The following is a 19,483-nucleotide window of genomic DNA, read 5'->3' as shown; positions in this document are numbered from 1 at the left end:
CTTCCGGGAGTTCGGGGCGCGGCGGGCCGCCGCCCCCAGATCCTCCATCACGCGAACCGCTCGTTGATCCAGCCCTCGACCAGATCAGCGAGGTTCGCGCGCGCGTCGGCGGGTTCCAGGAAGTAGTGGTCGCCCGGCAGGTCGTGGCGCTGCTTGTCCCGCGCGGCGAGCGCGTCGTACATCGCGGTGGCGTCGCTGGGGAACACACCGGTGTCCGCGTCGGCGTTGACGACCAGGGACGGGACGGTGATCCGCGCCAGGTGCGGGTGCGCGCGGGTCTGCGAGTCGTCCAGGCTCCACAGGTTCAACCACGTCCGCAGCGTGCAGGACGCGGCGATCCCGAAAACCGACCGGTTCGCGCGCTCCGGCTTGCCCGCGTAGCACCTGTTGGGCCGCCGGTTCGTCGGCTCCAGCGTCGGGTCGACCATGCGCGGGTCGGCCCACGTCCGGAAAACGCTGAACGGCCGGTCGTGATACCCGGCGGCGGCCAGCCGCTCAAGCTCGGCCTTGACCCACACCGTGATGCGCCGGTTGCGGGCGGTCTGCGCGGCGCGGTAGCGGGCGATGAAGTCGGGGCTGTAGGGCGGGCCGTTCTCCGGGTTGAACAGGTCCAGCTCCGGGTCGGTGGCGAGCGGGTCGGACTCGTCGGTGACGGACCCGTCCATCCAGGACGTGAGCACGTCGGGGCGGCCCAGATGCGCGGCGCTGGAGATGTACGCGTCACCCGGCGGCAGCTCGTCCACGCCCGCCGCGAGCCGCAGGCCCGGCAGCGCGGTGACGTTCGGCTCGACGGCCTGCGACTGGTACGCGGCCATCAGCGACCCGCCGCCGGAGTTGCCGAGCAGCACGACCGTCTCGGCGCCCGCGACCTCGCGGAGCCACCGGACGCCGACGCCGATGTCCACGAGCGCGTGGTCCAGCAGGAAGTGGTTCTCGTCGCCCCGGAACCGGGTGTTCCAGCCGAGGAACCCGAACCCGCGCTCGGCCAGGTACTCGGCCATGTAGTGCTCGGCGAAGTCGATCTGGTAGTGCGTCGCGATCACGGCGATCTTCGGGGACGTCCCCGCGCGCCGGTGGTAGACGCCCTGGCAGGGATGCCCGCCCGCGCCCGCGCGGCCGAGGCTGGTCGAGGGCAGCGCGACGAACGCGCGTTCGATGGCCATGCGACCGAATCGTGTTCTATTCGCGGTGGGTTTGACAACCCCCGGTCGAGAATCGCGGCGGCCCGCCCGTTCGCGTCCTCGAAGTCCTGTTGGAACACCCCGGCCACACGCTGAGCCGCGCGCAGATCGGCGAGCGCGTGTGGGGCCTGGACTTCGGCCCGTCCTCCAACTCGCTGGAGGTCTACATCGGCTATCTGCGCCGCAAGCTGGAGGCGGGCGGCGAACCGCGGCTCGTCCACACCGTGCGCGGCCTCGGCTACCGGTTGGACGAGGCGTGACCGGCCCGGCGGCGCGCTGGCGGCGGTCGCGGCTGCGGACGCGGCTGGCGGCGACGACGGCCGGGGTGATGGCGCTGATCGTCGCGGCGCTGACGGCGGGCGTGTACGTCGCGGTCCGGCACGAGTTCGACTGGCAGCTCGACCTCAGCCTGCGCCGCCAGCTCGCCGCCTGGCAGGAGGACGGTCGTGCGCGGACCGCCGACGAGGCGTGGGTCTCGTCCGCCTCCTGCTCGCTGCGCGGGACGAACGTGTGCGCGCAGACCATCCCCGCCGGGACGCGCGGCGGCACGATGGGCGACTCCGGCATCCCCGTCACCGCCGACGCGACGCCGCGCGCAGCAGCAGGAGCTGGTCCGCCGCCGTGCTGACCGTCGCGGGGTCGAACCCGCTCGCTCCCCGTACCGCTCCGCCTCCGCCGCGGGGACGGTGAACACGGGCCCGTCGCGGCCGGGCGCGAGCGGGCGGTCCTTCAGGAAGACGTACGCGGTCATCACCTTGGCGACGCTGGCGATGGACGTCCGCTTCCGCGGCCCGTACAGGACGGTCCCCGGCCCACCTTCCACCCGCAGCGCCCCCTGCGCCCCGACCGGCCACGGCAGCCCGTCCGCGACCCCACCGGGCCGCTCGTCCCCCGACACGACCCCGGCGAAGAACACCGCACCTGCGCCCCCGACCCCCGCGAGACCCGCCACCAGGCCCCGCCACCAGCGTTTCCTCATCATGCCGCTGAAGCTAGGAAGGCCCGATAAGAGAACCCTGAGACCGGGTGACCTCCCGGTCGCGGAGAGTCCGCGCGTCCGCAGCGGTTCGCGGCGCGACCGGGGAGGCCCGGTCGCGCCGGTCCGTCAGCGGGTCAGGTGGGGGGCCGGGAGGCGGTCGTTGTTGTAGTCCTCGATGAGGGCTCGGACGGTTTCGCGGGCGCAGGTCTTGTTCGTGCCGATGAAGCCCGTCGGGCCGCGCTTGATCCAGCCCGCGACGTACACGCCGGGGACCGGGTCGCCGCTCGCCGGGTCGACGACGCGACCGAGGCGGTTCGGGACGGTGCCCGTCGCGTCGTCGAACGGCAGGCCGGGGACGGGCCGCCCCCGGTAGCCGATCGAGGTGAGCACCAGCCCGGCGTCCACGCTCTCGCGCTCGCCGGTCGGGACGGCCCGGACCGTTCCCTCGGCGAGGGCGAGTTCGTTGCGGGCGAACTCGACGCCCGTCGCGCGCGCGTCGCCGAGAATCCGCTCGGGCGTCAGCAGGTAGCGCAGCACGATGCGCCGACGCGCCCCGCTCCCGCGCTCGGCGAGCGTCCGCAGCAGCGGGAGCGCGCCGCCGTCCTCGTTCGCGGCGGACTCCAGGTCCTCCGCCGGGACGGTCACGTCCACGCCCGGCACCGACAGCAGCCCCACCAGCTCCGACAGCGTGAACGCCGACTGCGCGGGCCCGCGCCGCCCCGCCACGACGACCTCCTCGACGCGGCTCGCGCGCAGCGCCTCCAGGGCCGGGCGCGCGATGTCGGTGTCCGCGAGGACGTCCGGGTCGGTGGTCAGGATGCGCGCCACGTCCAGCGCGACGTTGCCGTTGCCGACGATCACGGCGCGCCGGTGCGCCAGGTCGAACGCGCGGTCCGCGTGGTCGGGGTGCCCGTTGTACCAGGCCACGAACTCGGTCGCGGTCGCGGCGAGGGACGCGCCGGGCACGTCCAGGCGGCGGTCCGACGCCGCCCCGACCGCGTACAGGACGGCGTGGTGCCGCGCGAGCAGGTCGTCGTGCGTGACGTCCCGCCCGACCTCGACGCCGGTGTGCAGCCGGAAGCCGTCCTGGCGCGCGATCGTGTCGAACTGCTCCGCGATCTGCCGCGTGCTCCGGTGGTCCGGCGCGACGCCCGTCCGGGCGAGGCCGTAGGGGAACGGCAGCCGCTCGTACACGTCCACCCGCGCCCCCGGGCAGGTCAGCAGCTCGTCGGCCGCGTACATCGCGGCCGGGCCGGACCCGACGATCGCCACGCGCGGCGGCTCCGGGCGCGGCCGGACGCGCAGCGGCTCGGAGACGGGCGCGAGGATCGGCGCGGGCGGCCGCGGCCGCCGGTAGAAGTCGGCGTTGATCGTCAGGAACGGCCGCCGGGCGTCGTCGAGCGCGCCGTGCGGGACGATCGCCCCGACCGGGCACGCGGTGATGCACGCCCCGCAGTCCACGCAGGACGCGGGGTCGATGTAGAGCATTTCGGACGTGGCGAAGTCGGGCTCGTCCGGGGTGGGGTGGATGCAGTTCACCGGGCAGGCGTGGACGCAGGACGCGTCGTTGCAGCACGACTGCGTGACGACATGGGTCATTGGGGGCTCTCCGGCAGGGGTTACGCGGCGGCGCGGCGCGCGGTGCGGTGCGGTTCGCCGCGGAACCGCGACGGCCGGCCGTCGATGTGGCACATCCGCCACACGACGCGCGCGACCGGGTTCATGAGCTTGAGGTCGTGGGCGAGCATCCGGACGTCGCCGAAGTAGTCGCGCATGATGGCGCGCGACGTCGGGCTGTGCCAGAACGCCTCGCGCATCACCGAGTCGGGGATGTCGAACTCCTTGGCGAACCGGCGCGGCGGCGCCATGATCGCCCCGGCGAGCCAGCGCATGACCAGCGGCAGCACGATGGACGTCGCGAGGCGGCCGGCGCGGTTCTGCCGGGCGACGCGCTCGTGCAGGAACCGGTGCGCGAAGGAGATGTGCCGCGCCTCCTCGGCGATGTGGATCTCCATCGTCCGCAGGACGGCCGGGGGCGCGTCGGTCCCCTCGCGGATGACGCGCTTCTGGAAGTGGTCGATCGGCTCCTCGCCCGCCAGGATGCCGATGAAGAACACGGTGGGGATGAACGCTGAGAGGCCCCAGAGCGGCGAGGTGGCCCGGTACGCCGCCCGCATCCCGGGGACGTCCGCGCCGGTGCGGTTCACCAGCTCCTGGAACATCTGGATGTGGTTGCACTCCTCGGTCATCTCGTGGAGGCAGTAGCGGAACTCGGGCGACCCGTTCGGCAGCCGCATCGCGTACTGCATCATCCCGCGGATCAGGATGCTCTCGAACTGCAGCCCGACCTTCTGGATGTTGGCGACGCGCCAGCGGCCGATCGCGGTCTTCCGCTCCTGCGGCAGCGCCTGGTACCAGGGGTGCGCGCCGAGCGGGTCGCTGTCCTCGGGGAGCGTCCAGCGCGGGTCGTCGGGCTCCAGGGCGAACTCGGGGGAGTCCCAGGCGATGTCGAGATAGGGGTCGAACCGTCGGGAGACCGAGCCCTCCGAGAGGGTCTTCAGCACGTCTCGGTAGTCCTGTTCGATCATTGCCGATCGCCTCCGCCTCGCCCTCGCGGCGCGGGGTCGCCACGAGTAGAGCGTTTTACAATTACATGGTCGACTGTAAACGCGGGTGACCGCCGGGTCAAGACCGCGGCCGCTATAGTCGATCAGCGGACCCCAGCCGAACGGAACCGAAGGACGACGTGACCGAGCCCCGCCACGAGCCGAGCGGCCTGGCCGAACGGCCGGCCCGGGTGTCCACCGCCGTCCGGCAGGCCCCCACCCGCTCCCCGGACGAGATCCGCGCCCGCATCCTCGACGCCGCCGCCGAGTGCCTGGTCGAGGGCGGCTTCGCCTCCGGCCGCCTGCTGTCGGTGATCGCCCGCCGGGCGGGCATCTCCCGGCCGACGCTCTACAAGTACGGCGGCAGCGTGGACGACATCAAGGAGGCGCTCGTCGAGCGGGAGCTCGGCGTCTTCGTCGACGCGCTGGCCGGGCGGCTGCGGAACCTGACCTGGACGGCCGAGTCCCTCACCGACCTGCTCGTCTTCATCGTCGGCTACGCGCGCGGCCACCCGCTGCTGAAGGCCGCGCTGCGCGACGTCCCCGAGCTGGCGCTGCCGGTGTTCACGCTGTACGCCGAGGACCCGATCCGGCGGATCTCGACGCTCGTCGCGCCCGCCGTGCAGGAGGCCGTGGACCGCGGGCAGATCCCGTCGCTGGACGTCCCGCTGCTGACGGACGCGCTGTTCCGGGTGACGATGGCGCTCGTGCTCGTGCGGAGCCCGCTCGACCTGGACGATTCGGAGATGCTGCGGGCCTACGTCACGGCGTCGCTGGCGTTCGTCCACGAGCTGCCGCCGGTCCAGATCGCCTGATCTTTCCCGGTTCGCGGCGGCGAGGGCGGGACTTCCTGACCTTGCCAGTGAATACTGGCGTCCATGCGTCGACTCCTGATCTCCTGCGCGCTGGCCGCGAGCCTCATCGCCGCCGGACCCGCCTCCCCGGCCGCCGCGTCCGGCGGCTTCCAGCAGGTATCCCTGCCGTTCTTCTGGCCGAACAACTCGCTCTACGACGTCGCCTCCGCGTCCGCCGACAGCGTGTGGATCGTCGGCGTGCAGGGTGAGGTGATCGTCCCGTCCGGGCGGACGATCCCCGGCAACCCGGTCGTCCGCCGCTGGAAGAACGGCGGCTGGACGGAGTATCCGCTGGACGGGCTGTCCAGCCACGCCACGATCACGTCCGTCGACGCCCCCGCGCCCGAGGACGTGTGGATCTCCGGGATCAGGTACCGCGACGACGACTCGACCGAGCCCTACATCGGGCACTTCACCGGTTCGTCGTTCGCACCGGTGGCGCTGCCGTCCGGCGCGACGTCGACGCACATCCAGGCGGACGCGTCCGGTACCTGGCTCTCGACCTCCACCGACATCTACCGGTGGACGAACGGCGCGTGGTCGCGTCTCACCGCGCTCCCGGCGCTGCGGCAGCACGCCCTGCAGATCCGATCGGCCGATGACATCTGGCTGTTCGGCCAGGACGGCGAGTACTCCACCACCGTCGAGGCGCGCCACTGGGACGGCGCGTCCTGGACGCAAGTCCCCGTCGAGCAGCCCACCAGGCTCGGGACGATCACCGACGTCCTGCCGCTGTCGGCCACCGACGCGTGGGCGGTCGGCGTGGACTGGGTCGCCAACACGCCGACGCTGCTGCACTGGGACGGCGCGTCCTGGAAGTACACCGCCGCGCCGTCCGGCCTCAACGCGCTCAGCCGCATCGTCCGCGCGCCCGACGGCACGCTGTGGGTCAACGGCCACGCCACCGACCAGCCCGCCGCGCCCGGCCTGATCCGGTACCGCGACGGAGCTTGGCAGCGCGTCACGACTCCGGCGCTTCCGTTCCGGAGCAACGTGCTCGTGGGCGCGCTGGCCGTCGACCCCACATCCGGCGCGCTGTGGACCCTGGGCACGCCGAACATCGGCGGCCCGGTCCTGCTTTCAGACCGCTGACACCGGTGCGCCGGTAGCGGCCACCACGTCGTCCGCAGTGACGCCGGGCGCGGTCTCGACGAGCCGAAGCCCGTCCGGCGTCACGTCCAGGACGCACAGATCGGTGATGATCCGCTGGATGCACGCCTTCCCGGTGAGCGGGAGCGTGCATTCCTCCAGGATCTTCGGGCTGCCGTCGCGCGCGGTGTGCTCGGTGAGCGCGATGACGCGCCGCGCGCCGTGGACCAGGTCCATCGCCCCGCCCATGCCTTTGACCATCTTGCCGGGGATCATCCAGTTGGCGAGGTCGCCCCGCGCGGAGACCTGCATCGCGCCGAGCACCGCCGTGTCCAGGTGCCCGCCCCGGATCATGCCGAACGACAGCGCCGAGTCGAAGAAGCTCGCGCCCGGGAGGACGGTGACGGTCTCCTTGCCCGCGTTGATGAGGTCCGGGTCGACCTCGTCCTCGGCCGGGTACGGGCCGGTGCCGAGGATGCCGTTCTCCGAGTGCAGGACGACGTCCACCCCCGGCGGGATGTGGCCGGGGATCAGCGTCGGCAGCCCGATCCCCAGGTTGACGTAGCTGCCGTCCGCCAGCTCGGCGGCGGCGCGGGCGGCCATCTGGTCGCGGTTCCACGGCATCAGGCGGCCCTCCCGGCGACGGTGCGGCGCTCGATCGGCTTGCGGGCGGCCTGCTCGGGCGTGAGCGCGACCACGTGCTGGACGAAGACGCCCGGCAGGTGGACCCGGTCCGGGTCCAGCTCGCCCGGTTCGACCAGTTCCTCGACCTCCGCGATCGTCACCCGGCCCGCCATCGCGGCCAGCGGGTTGAAGTTCGCCGCCGACCGGTGGAAGACGAGGTTGCCGTGCCGGTCGCCGCGCGCCGCGTGGACGAGCGCGAAGTCGCACGTGATGGCGTGCTCCAGGACGTACTCGCGGCCGTCGATCACGCGGGTCTCGCGCGGCGGCGACGCCAGCGCCGCGGACCCGTCGGCGGCGTACCGCCAGGGCAGTCCGCCCTCGCTGATCTGCGTGCCGACGCCCGCCGGGGTGTAGAACGCGGGGATGCCCGCGCCGCCCGCGCGCAGGCGCTCGGCGAGCGTCCCCTGCGGGACCAGCTCGACCTCCAGCTCCCCGGCGAGGTACTGCCGGGCGAACTCCTTGTTCTCCCCGACGTAGGAGGCGGTCACGCGGGCGACCCGCCCGGCCGCCAGCAGGACGCCGAGGCCCTCGCCGTCCACGCCGCAGTTGTTGGAGGCCAGCCGCAGCCCGGTCGCCCCGCCGTCGTGGACCGCGCGGATCAGCGTCTCGGGGACGCCGCACAGCCCGAATCCGCCCACCGCGAGGGAGGCGCCGTCCTCGATGCGGGCGACCGCCTCGGCGGCGGTCGCGATCACTTTGTCCATGAACGGTCTTTCTAGCATGATTCGAATCAATTGGAAATATTCGAAAGTCGGGCTGCTAGGTTGGCGGCATGGCGAAGCGAGAGGGCGGGGCGACGCGCGCCGACGAGGTCTACCAGCGGCTCCGCGGCGACATCCTCGGCGGCCGCCTGAACCCCGGCGAGCGCCTGAAGTTCCCCGACCTCTGCGCCCGGTACGGCACCAGCGTCGGGGCCGCGCGCGAGGCCCTGGCCCGGCTCGCCATCGAGGGGTTCGTGCGGGGCCGGTCGCACGTCGGGTTCACGGTCGTCCCGCTGTCCCACGAGGACCTGGCCGACCTGACGACCGCGCGCGTGGAGATCGAGTCCCTGGCGTTCCGGATGGCGATCCGCGACGGCGACATGGCGTGGGAGTCGCGCGCGGTCGCCGCCCACCACGTCCTGGAGCGGACGCCGTTCTTCGCCACCGACGACGCCGACCACCCGTCCGACGCGTGGACGGCCGCGCACGCCGCCTTCCACTTCGCCCTGCTGGACGGCTGCGCCAACCGCAGGCTCCGCACCGCCGCCCGCAGCCTGCGGGAGGAGGCCGAGCTGTACCGGCACTGGTCGGTGTCGTTCGGCCGCGAACCCGACCGCGACATCGCGGGCGAGCACCGCGGGCTCGTCGAGGCGGCCGTGGCGCGCGACGCCGACCTCGGGGCCGAGCGCCTGCGCGAGCACATCGCCCACACCGCCCGCCTCCTGATCCGCGGCGCGACCGACGCGCCCCGGGAGGTCAGGCGGTCTCCCGGTCGAGGAACGGCGTGAACGGGTCGTCCAGGTCGGCGGTGTCCTCGCCCGGCCCGAGCAGGCACGCGTCGAGCAGGGTGTGGACGCGCGCGCCGTCCAGGTCCGGGCCGGTGAAGACGAGGTGCTGAATCCGGTCGCCGTGGGCGGCGGACCAGTCGAGCGCGGCGGCGACGCGGCGTAGCGGCGGGACCAGGTCCCACGCGGCGTCGGGCAGGGAGGCGAGCCACGGGCCGGCGTCCGCGATCGAGGCGACGCCCGCGACGGCGTCCCACGCGATCATGCGGTCCGGGCGGCTGGCCAGCCAGAAGCGGCCCCGGCTGCGGACCGACGCCCCGGCCAGCTCGTCCATCGCGGCGAAGAACCGGGCCGGGTGCAGGGGGCGGCGGCTCAGCCACGCGACGGTCGTCGCGGCCTCGTTGCGGGCGTCGCCGGGGAGCCGCGCGGTCGCGGGCTCGACGCGCGCGTCCAGCTCCGCGACGTCCAGCGCGCGGCCGGTGACCGGCGGCAGCGCGTCGCCGGGCAGGACGAGCGGGGTCAGCGGCGCGAGATGGGCGAGGACCTGCGCGCACAGCGCGACGTCGTCCTCGCCGCAGTGCGGGGACGGCGGGACGACGAGCGCGGTCGCGTACTCGATCTGCGCGGCCAGCACCTCCGCCAGCCGCCGCCCGTCGCCCGCCCCGGCCGCGCGGCCGAGGTCGGCGAGCCGGTCGCTCCGGCACAGGTCGACGGGCGTCGACTCGGCGTCCAGCGCGGTCAGGACGGCGGTGAGCCGCAGTCCCGCGCGGCCGAGCGCCTGCGCGACCGTGCGCGGCTCGACGCAGTCCCACAGTTCGGCGACGAGCAGCGGCGCGCCGCCGTCCGCGCGGTCCCGCAGCCACGGCAGCAGGTCCTCGCGGACCGTGCAGGTGACGCAGCCGTGCGCGAGCCGGACGGGGGTCCGCTCGAGAACCCCGCCCGCGTCGCGGACGACGCGCACCGCCTCGCCGCCGCCGATCGCGGTCAGGTCGTGATGGACGGCCAGGGCGCCGGGTCGGCCGCGCAGCAGCGCCGCCGCGACGGCCGCGCGGGCGGGGCCGTGGAGCCCGGCCACCAGGACGACGGGGACGGACATGGATGCCACCTCCGAGGTTGAAAACGATTATCACTATCATTGCATGCCGTCCGGGCCGGGCGGGTCGGCGGTCCGGGATGTCGGGGTTGTCGGCCTGTGGCATAGTTGGCAATGAAAACCGTTATCAACGTCATTTCACGGAGCGCCCCCATGCCCTCGATCAAGTCCCCCCTGCTCAGCGGCGCCCTCGCGGTCGGCCTCGGCCTGCTCGCCGCCTGCGGCGACTCCTCCGACACGTCCGACAAGACCCCCGACCGCCTCTCCGTGGTGGCCTCCACCAACGTCTACGGCGACATCGCCCGCCAGATCGGCGGCGACAAGGTCGCGGTGACGTCGATCATCAGCGACCCCGGCCAGGACCCCCACTCCTACGAGGCCGACACCCGCACCCAGCTCGAACTGTCCAAGGCCCGCGTCGTCATCGAGAACGGCGGCGGCTACGACGACTTCGTGGACACGATGCTCAAGGCGTCCGGGAACTCGACGGCCGCCGTCCTCAACGCGGTGGACGTCTCGGGGAAGAAGGCCCCGGCGGACGGGGAGCTGAACGAGCACGTCTGGTACGACCTGCCGACCGTGGCCGCGCTCGCGGACCGCGTCGCCGCCGCGCTCGGCGCCGCCGACCCGGCCGGGAAGGCGGCCTTCACCGCGAACGCGACCGCGTTCAAGGCCGCGCTCAAGCCCCTCGCGGACAAGACCGCCGCCGTGAAGGCCGCGCACGCCGGGACGGGCGTCGCGATCACCGAGCCCGTCCCCGGCTACCTCCTGGACGCGGCCGGACTGAAGAACGAGACGCCCGAGGCGTTCAGCGAGGCCATCGAAGAGGGCGACGACGTGCCGCCGCGCGTCCTCCAGCAGACGCTCGCGCTGTTCACCGGAAAGAAGGTGAAGGCCCTGGTCTACAACGCCCAGACCAGCGGCCCCGAGACCGAGAAGGTCGAGCAGGCCGCCAAGGACAACGGCGTCGCGATCGTGCCGGTCACCGAGACGCTGCCGTCCGGCAAGACCTACCAGCAGTGGATGGGCGCGACCATCGACGCGCTGCAGGGCGCGCTGTCGTGACGTCCGTCATCGAGCTGCGCGGCGCGGCGCTCGCCTACGGCGGGCGGCGGCTGTGGAGCGGGCTCGACCTCGACGTCCGAGCGGGGGAGTTCCTGGTCGTCCTCGGCGCGAACGGGACGGGCAAGAGCAGCCTGCTCCGCGTCCTGCTCGGCCTGCGGAAGCTCTCGGCGGGCAGCGTGCGCGTCGGCGGCGGGCCGCCCCGGCGCGGCGGCGGGGACGTCGGGTACGTGCCGCAGCGGCTGGAGACGTCACCGCTCACGCCGCTGCGCGCGCGGGACCTCGTCCGCTTCGGGCTGGACGGGCACCGGTTCGGCCCGCGCCGCGCGGGCCGGGCCGTCCGCCGCCGCGTCGACGCCGCGCTGGCGGACGTCGGCGCGGCCGCGTACGCCGACCGGCCCGTCGGCCTGCTGTCGAGCGGCGAGCGGCAGCGGGTGCGCGTCGCGCAGGCGCTCGTCGCCGACCCGGCGGTCCTGCTGTGCGACGAACCGCTCAGCTCCCTCGACCCGGGCAGCCAGGCGACCGTCGTCGGACTGCTGGACCGGCGGCGGCGCGCGGCCGGGACCGCCGTCGTCCTCGTCACCCACGAGATCGAACCGGTCCTCGGGGTCGCCGACCGCTTCCTGTGCCTGTCCGGCGGGCGGTTCAGCGCGGGGACGGCGGACGAGATGCTGACGTCCGCCGTGCTGTCGGAGCTGTACGGGGCGGACGTCGAGGTCGTCCGGGACGGCGGCCGCGTCGCGGTCCTCGGCCTCCCGAGGGCGGACCGGTGACCGCGCTCGCGCAGAGCGCGGACGTCTGGGGCCGGGTCCTGTCCTTCGACCACTACGGCGAACTGCTGGTCCTGGTCCGCAACTCCCTCATCGCGGGCGCCGTCCTCGGGCTGGTCGGCGGCCTGGTCGGGACGTTCGTGCTGATGCGCGACCTGGCCTTCGCCGTCCACGGCATCAGCGAGCTGTCGTTCGCCGGGGCCGCCGCCGCGCTGCTGCTCGGCGCGAACGTCGTGGGCGGCTCGGTCGCCGGGGCGCTGACGGCCGCCGCGGTGATCGGGACGATGGGCGTCGCCGCCCGCGACCGCAACTCCCTGATCGGCGTGCTCATGCCGTTCGGGCTGGGCCTCGGCGTGCTGTTCCTCGCGCTCTACCCGGGGCGGTCGGCGAACAAGTTCGGGCTGCTCACCGGGCAGATCGTCGCGATCGACACGCCCCGGCTCTCCTGGCTGACCGGAATCTCGGTGTTCGTGCTGGTGTGCCTCGCGGTCGTCTGGCGGCCGCTCGCGTTCGCCAGCGTCGACCCGGACGTCGCCGCCGCGCGGGGCGTGCCCGTCCGCGCGCTGTCAGCGGTGTTCATGCTGGTCCTGGGGTTGGCGGTCGCGGCGTCCGTCCAGATCGTGGGGGCGCTGCTCGTCCTGGCGCTGATCTGCACCCCGGCGGCCGCCGCGCTGCGCGTCACCGCGTCACCGGTGCTCGCACCGATCCTCAGCGTCGTCTTCGCCGTCGTGTCGGTCCTCGGCGGCATCCTCCTGGCGCTCGGGGCCGCCGTCCCGATCAGCCCCTACGTCACGACGCTGTCGTTCGTGATCTACCTCGTCTGCCGCCTGATCGGCGCGCGCCGCGCCTGACCGCCCGCCCCGCGCCCGGCGGCGGAGCCGGTCGGCGCGGCGACCGGGCGGGCCGCGCGGCCGCTACTGCTGGTGGATCTGGATGAGGTTGCCGCAGGTGTCGTCCAGCACGGCCGTGGTGACCGGGCCCATCTGGACCGGCTCCTGCGTGAACCGCACGCCCAGGTCCCGCAGCCGCCGGAACTCCGCGCGGGCGTCGTCCACCGCGAACGACGCGGCGGGGATGCCGTCCTCGACCAGCGCCTCCTTGTAGGGCCGCACGGCCGGGTGGGCGTCGGGCTCCAGGACGAGCTCGGTGCCGTCCGGGTCGTCGGGCGAGACGACGGTCAGCCAGCGCGCGCCGCCGAGGTCGAGGTCGGTCTTCTTCACGAACCCCAGCGTCTCGGTGTAGAAGCGCAGGGCCTTGTCGAGGTCGTCGACGAAGACGCTGGCGAGCTGGATCCTCATGGCTGCTCCGGTCGTTCGGGCGTGAGCCATCGGGTGGCGATGCGCTCAAGCGGTTCGGTGTCCGTGACCTGCTTATCAAGTCTGAGCCGGCAGTTCGACCGTGGCGCGGAGTCCGCCCGCCGGTAGCGGCGCGAGAATGAGCCGCCCGTCGTGCGCGTGGGCGATGGTCCGGACGATCGCCAGGCCGAGGCCGACGCCCGCGTGGTCGGTGTGCGTGCGCTCGGTCCCGCGCCGGAACGGTTCGGCGAGCGTCGAGACGAGGTGCGGGGCGAGCTTTTCGCCGGTGTTCTCGACGGTGAGCACCACCGTCGCCGCGCGGACGCCGGTATTCACCCGGACGACGCCGTGCGCGGGCAGATTATGGACGATCGCGTTCTGCACGAGATTCATCGTCAACTGCAGGAGAAGCGCCGGTGATCCGTTCACGGGCGCGATCTCGCCGGACGTTTCCAGCGCGACGCCCTGCTTCTCCGCGAGCGGCAGCAGCGTCTCGGTGGCCTCTTCCGCCAGGAGGGAGAGATCGACGCGCTCCCGGGCGAACGACCGCTGCTCGGCGCGGCTCAGCAGAAGAAGGGCTTCCGTGAGGTCGATCGCCCGGGTGTTGACGGTGTGAAGGCGTTCGATGACCTCCGCGGCATCGCGGTCCGGGTCGCTGCGAGCCACGTCGAGAAGGGTCCTGGAAATCGCCAGCGGCGTGCGCAGTTCGTGCGAGGCGTTGGCGGCGAACCGCCGTTGCTCGCCGACGTGCGCCTCGATCCGGGTGAGCATCGCGTCGAAGGCGTCGGCGAGTTCGCGGAGTTCGTCCGCGCGGCCCGGTAGCCGGATTCGGTGCGAGAGAGATCCGTGCGCGGCCATGCGCGCGGCGTCGGTGATGCGAGCCAGCGGGGCGAGCATGCGGCCCGCGAGAATCCAACCGCCCACCAGGCCGAAGACCAGCAAAAACAACAGCACCGCCGCCGTCGCCGGGGCGTACACGTGGACGACGACGGAGCGGACGGGCACGAATTCACCGGGCCGCGCCGAAACGACCTGGTAGTCGCGCAGCAGGAGCGCCCACACGGTGCCGAGCAGGACGCCGCCCGCGACCATGAGGAATCCGGCGTAGCTGAGCGTAAGCTTGACGCGGACGCTCAGGCCGGGCGGCCTATTCACGATCCGACGCCTCGATGCGGTAACCGACCCCGGGCACGGTGGCGATGATCCCCGGTTCGCCGAGGCGCTTGCGCAGCGCCGAGACGGTGATGCGCACGGCGTTGGTGAAAGGGTCGGCGTTCTCGTCCCATGCCCGTTGCAGCAGTTCTTCGGCGCTGACGACGCCGCCTTCGGCCGCGACGAGCACTTCGAGGACCGCGAACTGCTTCCGCGTCAGCGCGACGTAGCGGTCGTCGCGGTAGACCTCCCGGCGGAAAGGGTCCAGCCGCACGCCCGCGATCTCGCGCACGGGCGGCCTGGTGTGGGCGCGCCTGCGGTCGAGGGCCCGCAACCGCATGACGAGTTCCCGCAGATCGAACGGTTTCGTGAGGTAGTCGTCCGCGCCCAGCTCGAATCCGGACGCCTTGTCGTCGAGACGGTCGGCGGCGGTCAGCATGAGGATCGGCGTTCCGCCGCCGGACGCGACGATGCGCGCGGCGACCTCGTCGCCGGACGGGCCGGGGATGTCGCGGTCGAGGACGGCGATGTCGTAGGAATTGGCGCTCAGCAGTTCCAGCGCGGCGTCGCCGTTTCCCGCGATGTCCGCGGCGATGGCCTCCAAGCGCAGGCCGTCGCGGATGGCCTCGGCCAGGTAGGGCTCGTCCTCGACGATCAGCACGCGCATGCCGTCGAGGCTACGAGGCGGGGCGTATCGTCCGCGTATCGAAAATCGCATACGCCGTGGCAACATCGCGTCCGTTTCACTGGTCGCACGGACGCCGATACCGGATCGGCGCGGGGACCGGACGAGCGGGGACGGACGATGACGCAGGCGGACACGGCGGAGACCGAACGGGCCGGGGCCGGACACCCGGACCACGGGCGCGGGGGCGTCCGCCGGGCGCTCCGGCCGGAACCTTGGAAACGCGGCCCGGTGCTCGCGGCGCTGGCGCTGCTGCTCGGCCTCGTCATGCTGCTGCACGGGCTGGTTCCGAACCGGATCGGAAACATCGGCAGCCTGGTGGAGACGTTCCTGCCCTGGTTCGGGTTGTTCGTCCCGCTCCTGCTGGTCGGCGCGCTCTGGCGTCGCTCGGCGTCCGCGCTGGTCGCGCTGGTGCTGCCGGTCGCGGTGTGGCTCGGCCTCTTCGGCGGGCTGCTCACCGACAAGGCCCACCGGGGCGGCGACCTCGTCGTCGCCGGCCACAACGTCGGCGCCGCCAACCCCGACCCGGCCGGCACCGCCCGCGCCCTGGCCGCCTCCGGCGCGGACGTCGTCGCGCTGGAGGAGGTGACACCGCAGGCCAAACCCGTCTACGAGCAGGCGCTGGAGGGCGCGTACCCGTACCACGCGGTGCTCGGCACGGTCGGCGTGTGGAGCAAACTGCCGTTGTCGGACACCGAGCCGGTGGACATCCAGACGGATTACGGACCGCTGGCGGCCACCAAGCCGCTCTCCGTCCGGACGGCCGAAGCCCGCGCGCTGCGCACCACGGTCACCACGAAACACGGGCCGCTGGCGGTCTACGTCGCCCACCTGGGCTCCGCGCGAGTCAATCCCAGGGCGGGCTTCTGGACGACCTCGCGCGACCGGAACGCGCAGGCCCTCGGCAAGACCATCGCCGCCGACCCGAACGAACGCGTCGTCCTTCTCGGCGACCTGAACGGCACGATGAACGACCGCGCGTTCAACGCCCTCACGTCCCAACTGCATTCGGCGCAGGAAGAGGCCGGTCACGGTTTCGGCTTCACCTGGCCCGCGCAGTTCCCGGTGGCGCGCATCGACCAGATCCTGGTCCGCGGAGTGAAACCGCGAAGTTCCCGCGTCCTGTCCGCCACCGGCAGCGACCACCGCCCGGTGACGGCCGCGATCGACTGGTGAAACGTGGACGGTCACGCGCAGGCCGGTTACGTCTGATCAACGAATGAGGCGTCGGATCGCGTCGGATTGGGCGAGGGTTTCCTGGGCCTCCCGCGGCCGTCCCAGTTCCCTCAGCCGAATGGATCGAGTTCGGAGCGCCGTGGCGAGATCGGGGAGAAAGGCCGCCGGTCGAGCCTCCGCGAGTTCGCGGTAGATGTCGACGGCTCGGGTGGCGGCCTTGAGTCCTTCTTCCCCGCGTCCCAGATTCGCCAGGTGGCTGGACTGGTTGTTCAGCGACATGGCGAGATCGGGGAGGAAGGCGTCCGGCTGCGCTTCGGCGAGATCCTGGTAGGCGGTGACGGCCTGGGTGACGGCCTCCAGCGCTTCCTCGCGCCGCCCCTGATTCGCCAGGTGGACCGATTGGTTGCTCAACGACCCGGCGAGGGCGGGGAGGAAGGCGTCCGGTCGGGCTTCGGCGAGGTCGCTTCGGATGGCGACGGCCCGAGTGATCGCCTCCAGTGCTTCCTCGTGGCGTTCCAGCCCCGACAGATAGGCGGATTGATTGTTCAGCGACTCGGCGAGGGCGGGGAGGAACGCGTCGGGTCGTGCTTCGGCGAGATCGCTACGGATGGCGATGGCCTGGGAGATCGCGTCCAGCGCTTCGTCTCCGCGATCCAGGTTCGCCAGATGGACGGACCGGTTGTTCAACGCCATCGCCAGGTCGGGAAGAAAGGCGTCCGGCTGCGCTTCGGCGAGATCCTGGTAGGCGGCGACGGCCTCGGTGATGGCTTCCAGCGCCTCGTCCAGCCGTCCCAGGCCCGTCAGATGGACCGATCGGTTGTTCAGCGCCATCGCGAGGTCAGGGTATTCCGCTTGGGTTCGCGCCAGACCCTTGCAGATCGTGACGGCCTGCGTGATCGCGTCCAGCGCCTCTTCCCGACGCCCCATCCCCGCCAGATGGCTTGATTGGTTCATCAGCGAGCGCGCCAGATCGGGTCTTGCCTGAGGCAGGCCGCGTTGAATGGCGACGGCCTGGGTGGCTGCCTCCAGCGCTTCTTCCCGGCGGCCCAGATTCGCCAGGTGGACGGATTGGTTGTTCAGTGAATCGGCAAGACCGGGGAGGAACGCGTCCGGCTCCGCTTCGGCCAGACCTCGTCGGACGGCGACGGCCTCGCTGACCGCCTCCAACGCCTCGTCCCACAGTCCCAGGTCCGCGAGGCGGAGGGACTGGTTGTTCAGCGACAGGGCGAGGTCGGGGAGATGCGCGCCGGGGTCGTGCGCCGCGTGGACGCGATGGAAATCGGTGAGCCTCCGGCTGAGGTGGACGGCGTATTCCGCCAGGACCTGACTGGGCCGGGGAAGGTGGTCCGACAGCGTGCTCAAATACTCGATCGGCGTGCCGGGATCGTCGGTGATCCGGTAAAGCGCTCGGACGAGCGGGTCGGCCCTTTCGACCCAGGTCGCGACATGGGCCGCCGTCACGGCCAGTTCCGCGGGATGATCGACGCACAGGGCGATGAGATCGCCGTCCAGATCGCCGGAGAAAACGGAGTGGGCGGCGGCTCTCGCGTAGATCGTCAGAAGCTGCGCGGCCTGGTCGGGCGTGCATTGCCGCACCAGGGACGCCGCCAGGCCGGGGTCGGTTCGCAGATGCCGTCCGATGAACCGTTCGGCGAGCCGGTCGGGGAGGAGCGTCCCCCAGAGCCGCCCGGACGGCGGGGGATAGAGCGACGCGATCCAGTCGCGGACGGTGTGGCGGCGGTCCCTCGGCTGGTCGGCCAGCGCTGGGACGGCGCGCAGCACCACGTCGGCCTCGTCCCGGTTCGCCGCGCCCGCCAGGAGTCCGGCCGCCACCGACTCGGTGAGCGTCGCCCAGCTCAGCGCGGTGTCCAGGTTGCGGGCGTTCGCGGCGTTCCGCCAGTACCGCCGCTCGTGGACGAGCAACCGGTCCTCGACGCCGTCGGGTTCCCATCCCGTGGTGTCCCGGCCCGTGGCGTCCCGGCCACTGGGATGGGCCGCGTCCAGCAGGTCGGCCAGCGCGCGCATCTGCACCGTCAGCTCCGTGACGGTCCCGTGCGCCGGAGCCGAGTCCCGCAGCCCCGCGGCCAGGGCGTCCCAGTCGACGTCGCGGCTGCCGGGCACGTCCGGCAGGACGGCGGCGAACGCCCGCACCGCCTGCCGGTAGGCGAAGCGCCGCCCGGCGAGGTCGGTGTCCACCGGCTCCAGCGCGGTCACGGCGGCGGACGTCAGCAGGGCCTCGGCCGCCGTCGACGCCTCCTGCGCTTCCTGCCACCACGAACCGGCCGTGCGCGCCAGCAGCAGCAGCCGGATCGGGCTCGCGCCGCCGTGCCGGACGATCGCGTCCACGACCGCCGCGAGCTGCCGCGGCCGCGTCTCCGCGTAGTCGACGACGACGAGCAGGGGCGCCGCGGCGTCCCTGAGCCCGGCCACGTCGGCGGCGTCGCGGTCCAGCCACACCACCGCCCATCCGGCCTCGGCGAGCTCCTTCGCCAGCTCGGCCGCGACCCGCGTCTTCCCCTGGCCGCCCGGACCGTGCAGCAGCCACACCCCGTGCCCCGCCGCCCCGGACGCCCACTCCCGCAACCGCCGCATCAACGCGGCCCGGCCACGGAACGGCACGACCTCCCGCCGCGCGCGCAGCAGCTCGGCCGGAGACCCGGTCAGCCCGCCTGCGACCTCGCCCGTGTCGGCGAGGCGCGGCCACTCCACCGGCTCCAACACGGGCGCGGCCTTCGGCCCGTAGCGCGCCAACGCCGTGAGGAACCCGCTGGAACGATGCAGCACGTACGCGGGAACCGCCGCCAAAGCGCCGTGCCCGAACCCGGCGGGGTCCGCGGCGATCACCCCGACGAGCAGGTCACCGCAGAACAACGCCGCCCCGGACAACCCGCCCCAAGGCGATCCGCCGTCCGCCCGCGCGCTCGGAACAGGCGGACTCAGCCGCACCAGATACCGATCACCCACGTAAAGGTCGCCCGGATTCAGAACCCCGGACGGCTGCAGCATCTCCGCGTCCCGTTCCGGAGCCTGCACGACGTCCGGAAACCCGCAGGTCACACACTCGATGCCCGGCCGGTGCGTCACCGTGCGCCCCCACCGAACGGCCGCTCCCGCGGGCGGAACCCACGCCGCGTCCGCGACCCGCAGCAACGCCGCGTCGTCCCGCCCGCGCGGGTCGCCCCGCCACACGACCGACGCGGCGAACACTCCCGGCCGCCCCGCCAGGAACACCGACGCCTCGCTACCGACCGCCCCGACCACATGGGCCGAAGTCAGCACAAGCCGTCCGCCCAGCGCGTACCCCGAGCCCGGTCCGCCCGGCCCGCGCACACCGGTGACCCGTCCGAGCAACATCCCGCCGTCCCCGCCCG

18 protein-coding genes and 1 pseudogene are annotated in these 19,483 nt (G+C 73.0%); 9 read left to right on the top strand and 10 right to left on the bottom strand.

Translation table 11 applies throughout. From position 1 onward, the window contains the following. Nucleotides 1–47 precede the first annotated feature (47 nt). On the bottom strand, nt 48–1,163 hold the full coding sequence (locus tag G339_RS0107910; protein WP_019630536.1) for an alpha/beta hydrolase: 1,116 nt from the start codon (nt 1,161–1,163) through the stop codon (nt 48–50). 83 nt (nt 1,164–1,246) lie between these two features. Between G339_RS0107910 and G339_RS0107905 the strand changes: the two are divergent. Both G339_RS0107905 and G339_RS0107900 read left to right on the top strand, forming a co-directional pair. After that, nucleotides 1,247–1,441, top strand: a pseudogene (locus tag G339_RS0107905) (winged helix-turn-helix domain-containing protein); the annotation flags it as partial. Next, nucleotides 1,438–1,809 carry a hypothetical protein gene (locus tag G339_RS0107900; protein WP_019630534.1) on the top strand — a complete coding sequence of 124 codons (372 nt, stop codon included), beginning with the start codon at nt 1,438–1,440 and terminating at the stop codon, nt 1,807–1,809. The pseudogene G339_RS0107905 and the gene G339_RS0107900, both read left to right, overlap by 4 nt. Nucleotides 1,810–2,286: 477 nt before the next feature. Here the strand turns inward: G339_RS0107900 and G339_RS0107895 are convergent, their stop codons facing one another. Further along, nucleotides 2,287–3,759, bottom strand: coding sequence for an FAD-dependent oxidoreductase (locus G339_RS0107895; protein WP_019630533.1), 1,473 nt, complete (start codon nt 3,757–3,759; stop codon nt 2,287–2,289). A 20-nt stretch (nt 3,760–3,779) separates the two neighbouring features. Beyond that, the gene (locus G339_RS0107890; protein ID WP_019630532.1) at nt 3,780–4,748 is read right to left on the bottom strand and encodes an AurF N-oxygenase family protein; all 969 of its coding nucleotides are present in this window, start codon (nt 4,746–4,748) and stop codon (nt 3,780–3,782) included. Nucleotides 4,749–4,906: 158 nt separating this feature from the next. Between G339_RS0107890 and G339_RS0107885 the strand changes: the two genes are divergently transcribed. Continuing rightward, nucleotides 4,907–5,581, top strand: a complete 675-nt coding sequence (locus tag G339_RS0107885) for a TetR/AcrR family transcriptional regulator (protein ID WP_019630531.1) — start codon at nt 4,907–4,909, stop codon at nt 5,579–5,581. A 63-nt stretch (nt 5,582–5,644) separates the two neighbouring features. After that, entirely contained in the window at nt 5,645–6,712 is a 1,068-nt protein-coding gene (locus G339_RS0107880) for a hypothetical protein (protein WP_019630530.1), read from the top strand. On the opposite strand, the gene G339_RS0107875 is transcribed toward G339_RS0107880, so the two are convergent. Together G339_RS0107875 and G339_RS0107870 are read right to left on the bottom strand one after the other, a co-directional pair. Then, the gene (locus tag G339_RS0107875) at nt 6,701–7,333 is read right to left on the bottom strand and encodes a 3-oxoacid CoA-transferase subunit B (protein ID WP_019630529.1); all 633 of its coding nucleotides are present in this window, start codon (nt 7,331–7,333) and stop codon (nt 6,701–6,703) included. The genes G339_RS0107880 and G339_RS0107875 overlap by 12 nt on opposite strands. Continuing rightward, nucleotides 7,333–8,097, bottom strand: coding sequence for a CoA transferase subunit A (locus G339_RS0107870; protein WP_019630528.1), 765 nt, complete (start codon nt 8,095–8,097; stop codon nt 7,333–7,335). The genes G339_RS0107875 and G339_RS0107870 overlap by 1 nt, the downstream gene beginning before the upstream one ends. Before the next feature lie 68 nt (nt 8,098–8,165). Here G339_RS0107870 and G339_RS0107865 point away from each other — a divergent pair, with 68 nt between their 5' ends. After that, nucleotides 8,166–8,882: a GntR family transcriptional regulator gene (locus G339_RS0107865; protein ID WP_019630527.1), complete on the top strand. Its 717-nt coding sequence runs from the start codon at nt 8,166–8,168 to the stop codon at nt 8,880–8,882. On the opposite strand, the gene G339_RS0107860 is transcribed toward G339_RS0107865, so the two are convergent. Next, nucleotides 8,851–9,975: a GTP-binding protein gene (locus G339_RS0107860; protein ID WP_019630526.1), complete on the bottom strand. Its 1,125-nt coding sequence runs from the start codon at nt 9,973–9,975 to the stop codon at nt 8,851–8,853. The genes G339_RS0107865 and G339_RS0107860 overlap by 32 nt on opposite strands. Before the next feature lie 150 nt (nt 9,976–10,125). Here G339_RS0107860 and G339_RS39770 point away from each other — a divergent pair, with 150 nt between their 5' ends. Genes G339_RS39770 through G339_RS32985 form a run of 3 tightly spaced genes read left to right on the top strand, consistent with a single transcriptional unit; the run spans nt 10,126 to nt 12,655 of the window. Further along, complete coding sequence (locus tag G339_RS39770) at nt 10,126–11,037, top strand: metal ABC transporter solute-binding protein, Zn/Mn family (protein ID WP_019630525.1); 912 nt, start codon at nt 10,126–10,128, stop codon at nt 11,035–11,037. After that, nucleotides 11,034–11,807, top strand: coding sequence for a metal ABC transporter ATP-binding protein (locus tag G339_RS39765; RefSeq protein WP_019630524.1), 774 nt, complete (start codon nt 11,034–11,036; stop codon nt 11,805–11,807). The genes G339_RS39770 and G339_RS39765 overlap by 4 nt, the downstream gene beginning before the upstream one ends. Beyond that, on the top strand, nt 11,804–12,655 hold the full coding sequence (locus tag G339_RS32985) for a metal ABC transporter permease (protein ID WP_019630523.1): 852 nt from the start codon (nt 11,804–11,806) through the stop codon (nt 12,653–12,655). Before G339_RS39765 ends, G339_RS32985 begins: the two co-directional genes overlap by 4 nt. A 63-nt stretch (nt 12,656–12,718) precedes the next feature. Here the strand turns inward: G339_RS32985 and G339_RS0107840 are convergent, their stop codons facing one another. The 3 genes from G339_RS0107840 to G339_RS0107830 form a co-directional block, all read right to left on the bottom strand. Beyond that, a complete protein-coding gene (locus G339_RS0107840) occupies nt 12,719–13,102 on the bottom strand; it encodes a VOC family protein (RefSeq protein WP_019630522.1) in 384 nt (127 codons plus the stop codon). 75 nt (nt 13,103–13,177) lie between these two features. Beyond that, the gene (locus G339_RS0107835) at nt 13,178–14,254 is read right to left on the bottom strand and encodes a sensor histidine kinase (RefSeq protein WP_026341242.1); all 1,077 of its coding nucleotides are present in this window, start codon (nt 14,252–14,254) and stop codon (nt 13,178–13,180) included. Next, nucleotides 14,247–14,918, bottom strand: coding sequence for a response regulator transcription factor (locus G339_RS0107830; RefSeq protein WP_019630520.1), 672 nt, complete (start codon nt 14,916–14,918; stop codon nt 14,247–14,249). Before G339_RS0107830 ends, G339_RS0107835 begins: the two co-directional genes overlap by 8 nt. 138 nt (nt 14,919–15,056) lie before the next feature. Here G339_RS0107830 and G339_RS0107825 point away from each other — a divergent pair, with 138 nt between their 5' ends. Beyond that, nucleotides 15,057–16,112, top strand: coding sequence for an endonuclease/exonuclease/phosphatase family protein (locus G339_RS0107825; RefSeq protein ID WP_019630519.1), 1,056 nt, complete (start codon nt 15,057–15,059; stop codon nt 16,110–16,112). 36 nt (nt 16,113–16,148) lie between these two features. Here the strand turns inward: G339_RS0107825 and G339_RS32980 are convergent, their stop codons facing one another. Further along, nucleotides 16,149–19,466, bottom strand: coding sequence for a P-loop NTPase (locus G339_RS32980; RefSeq protein ID WP_157407428.1), 3,318 nt, complete (start codon nt 19,464–19,466; stop codon nt 16,149–16,151). Between the last annotated feature and the right edge of the window lie 17 nt (nt 19,467–19,483).

It is taken from the genome of Actinomadura atramentaria DSM 43919 (genome assembly GCF_000381885.1).
Classification (GTDB): Bacteria; Actinomycetota; Actinomycetes; order Streptosporangiales; family Streptosporangiaceae; genus Spirillospora; species Spirillospora atramentaria.
The sequence above is the reverse complement of the archived record's forward strand: the minus strand, read 5'-3'. Positions and strand labels throughout refer to the sequence as shown.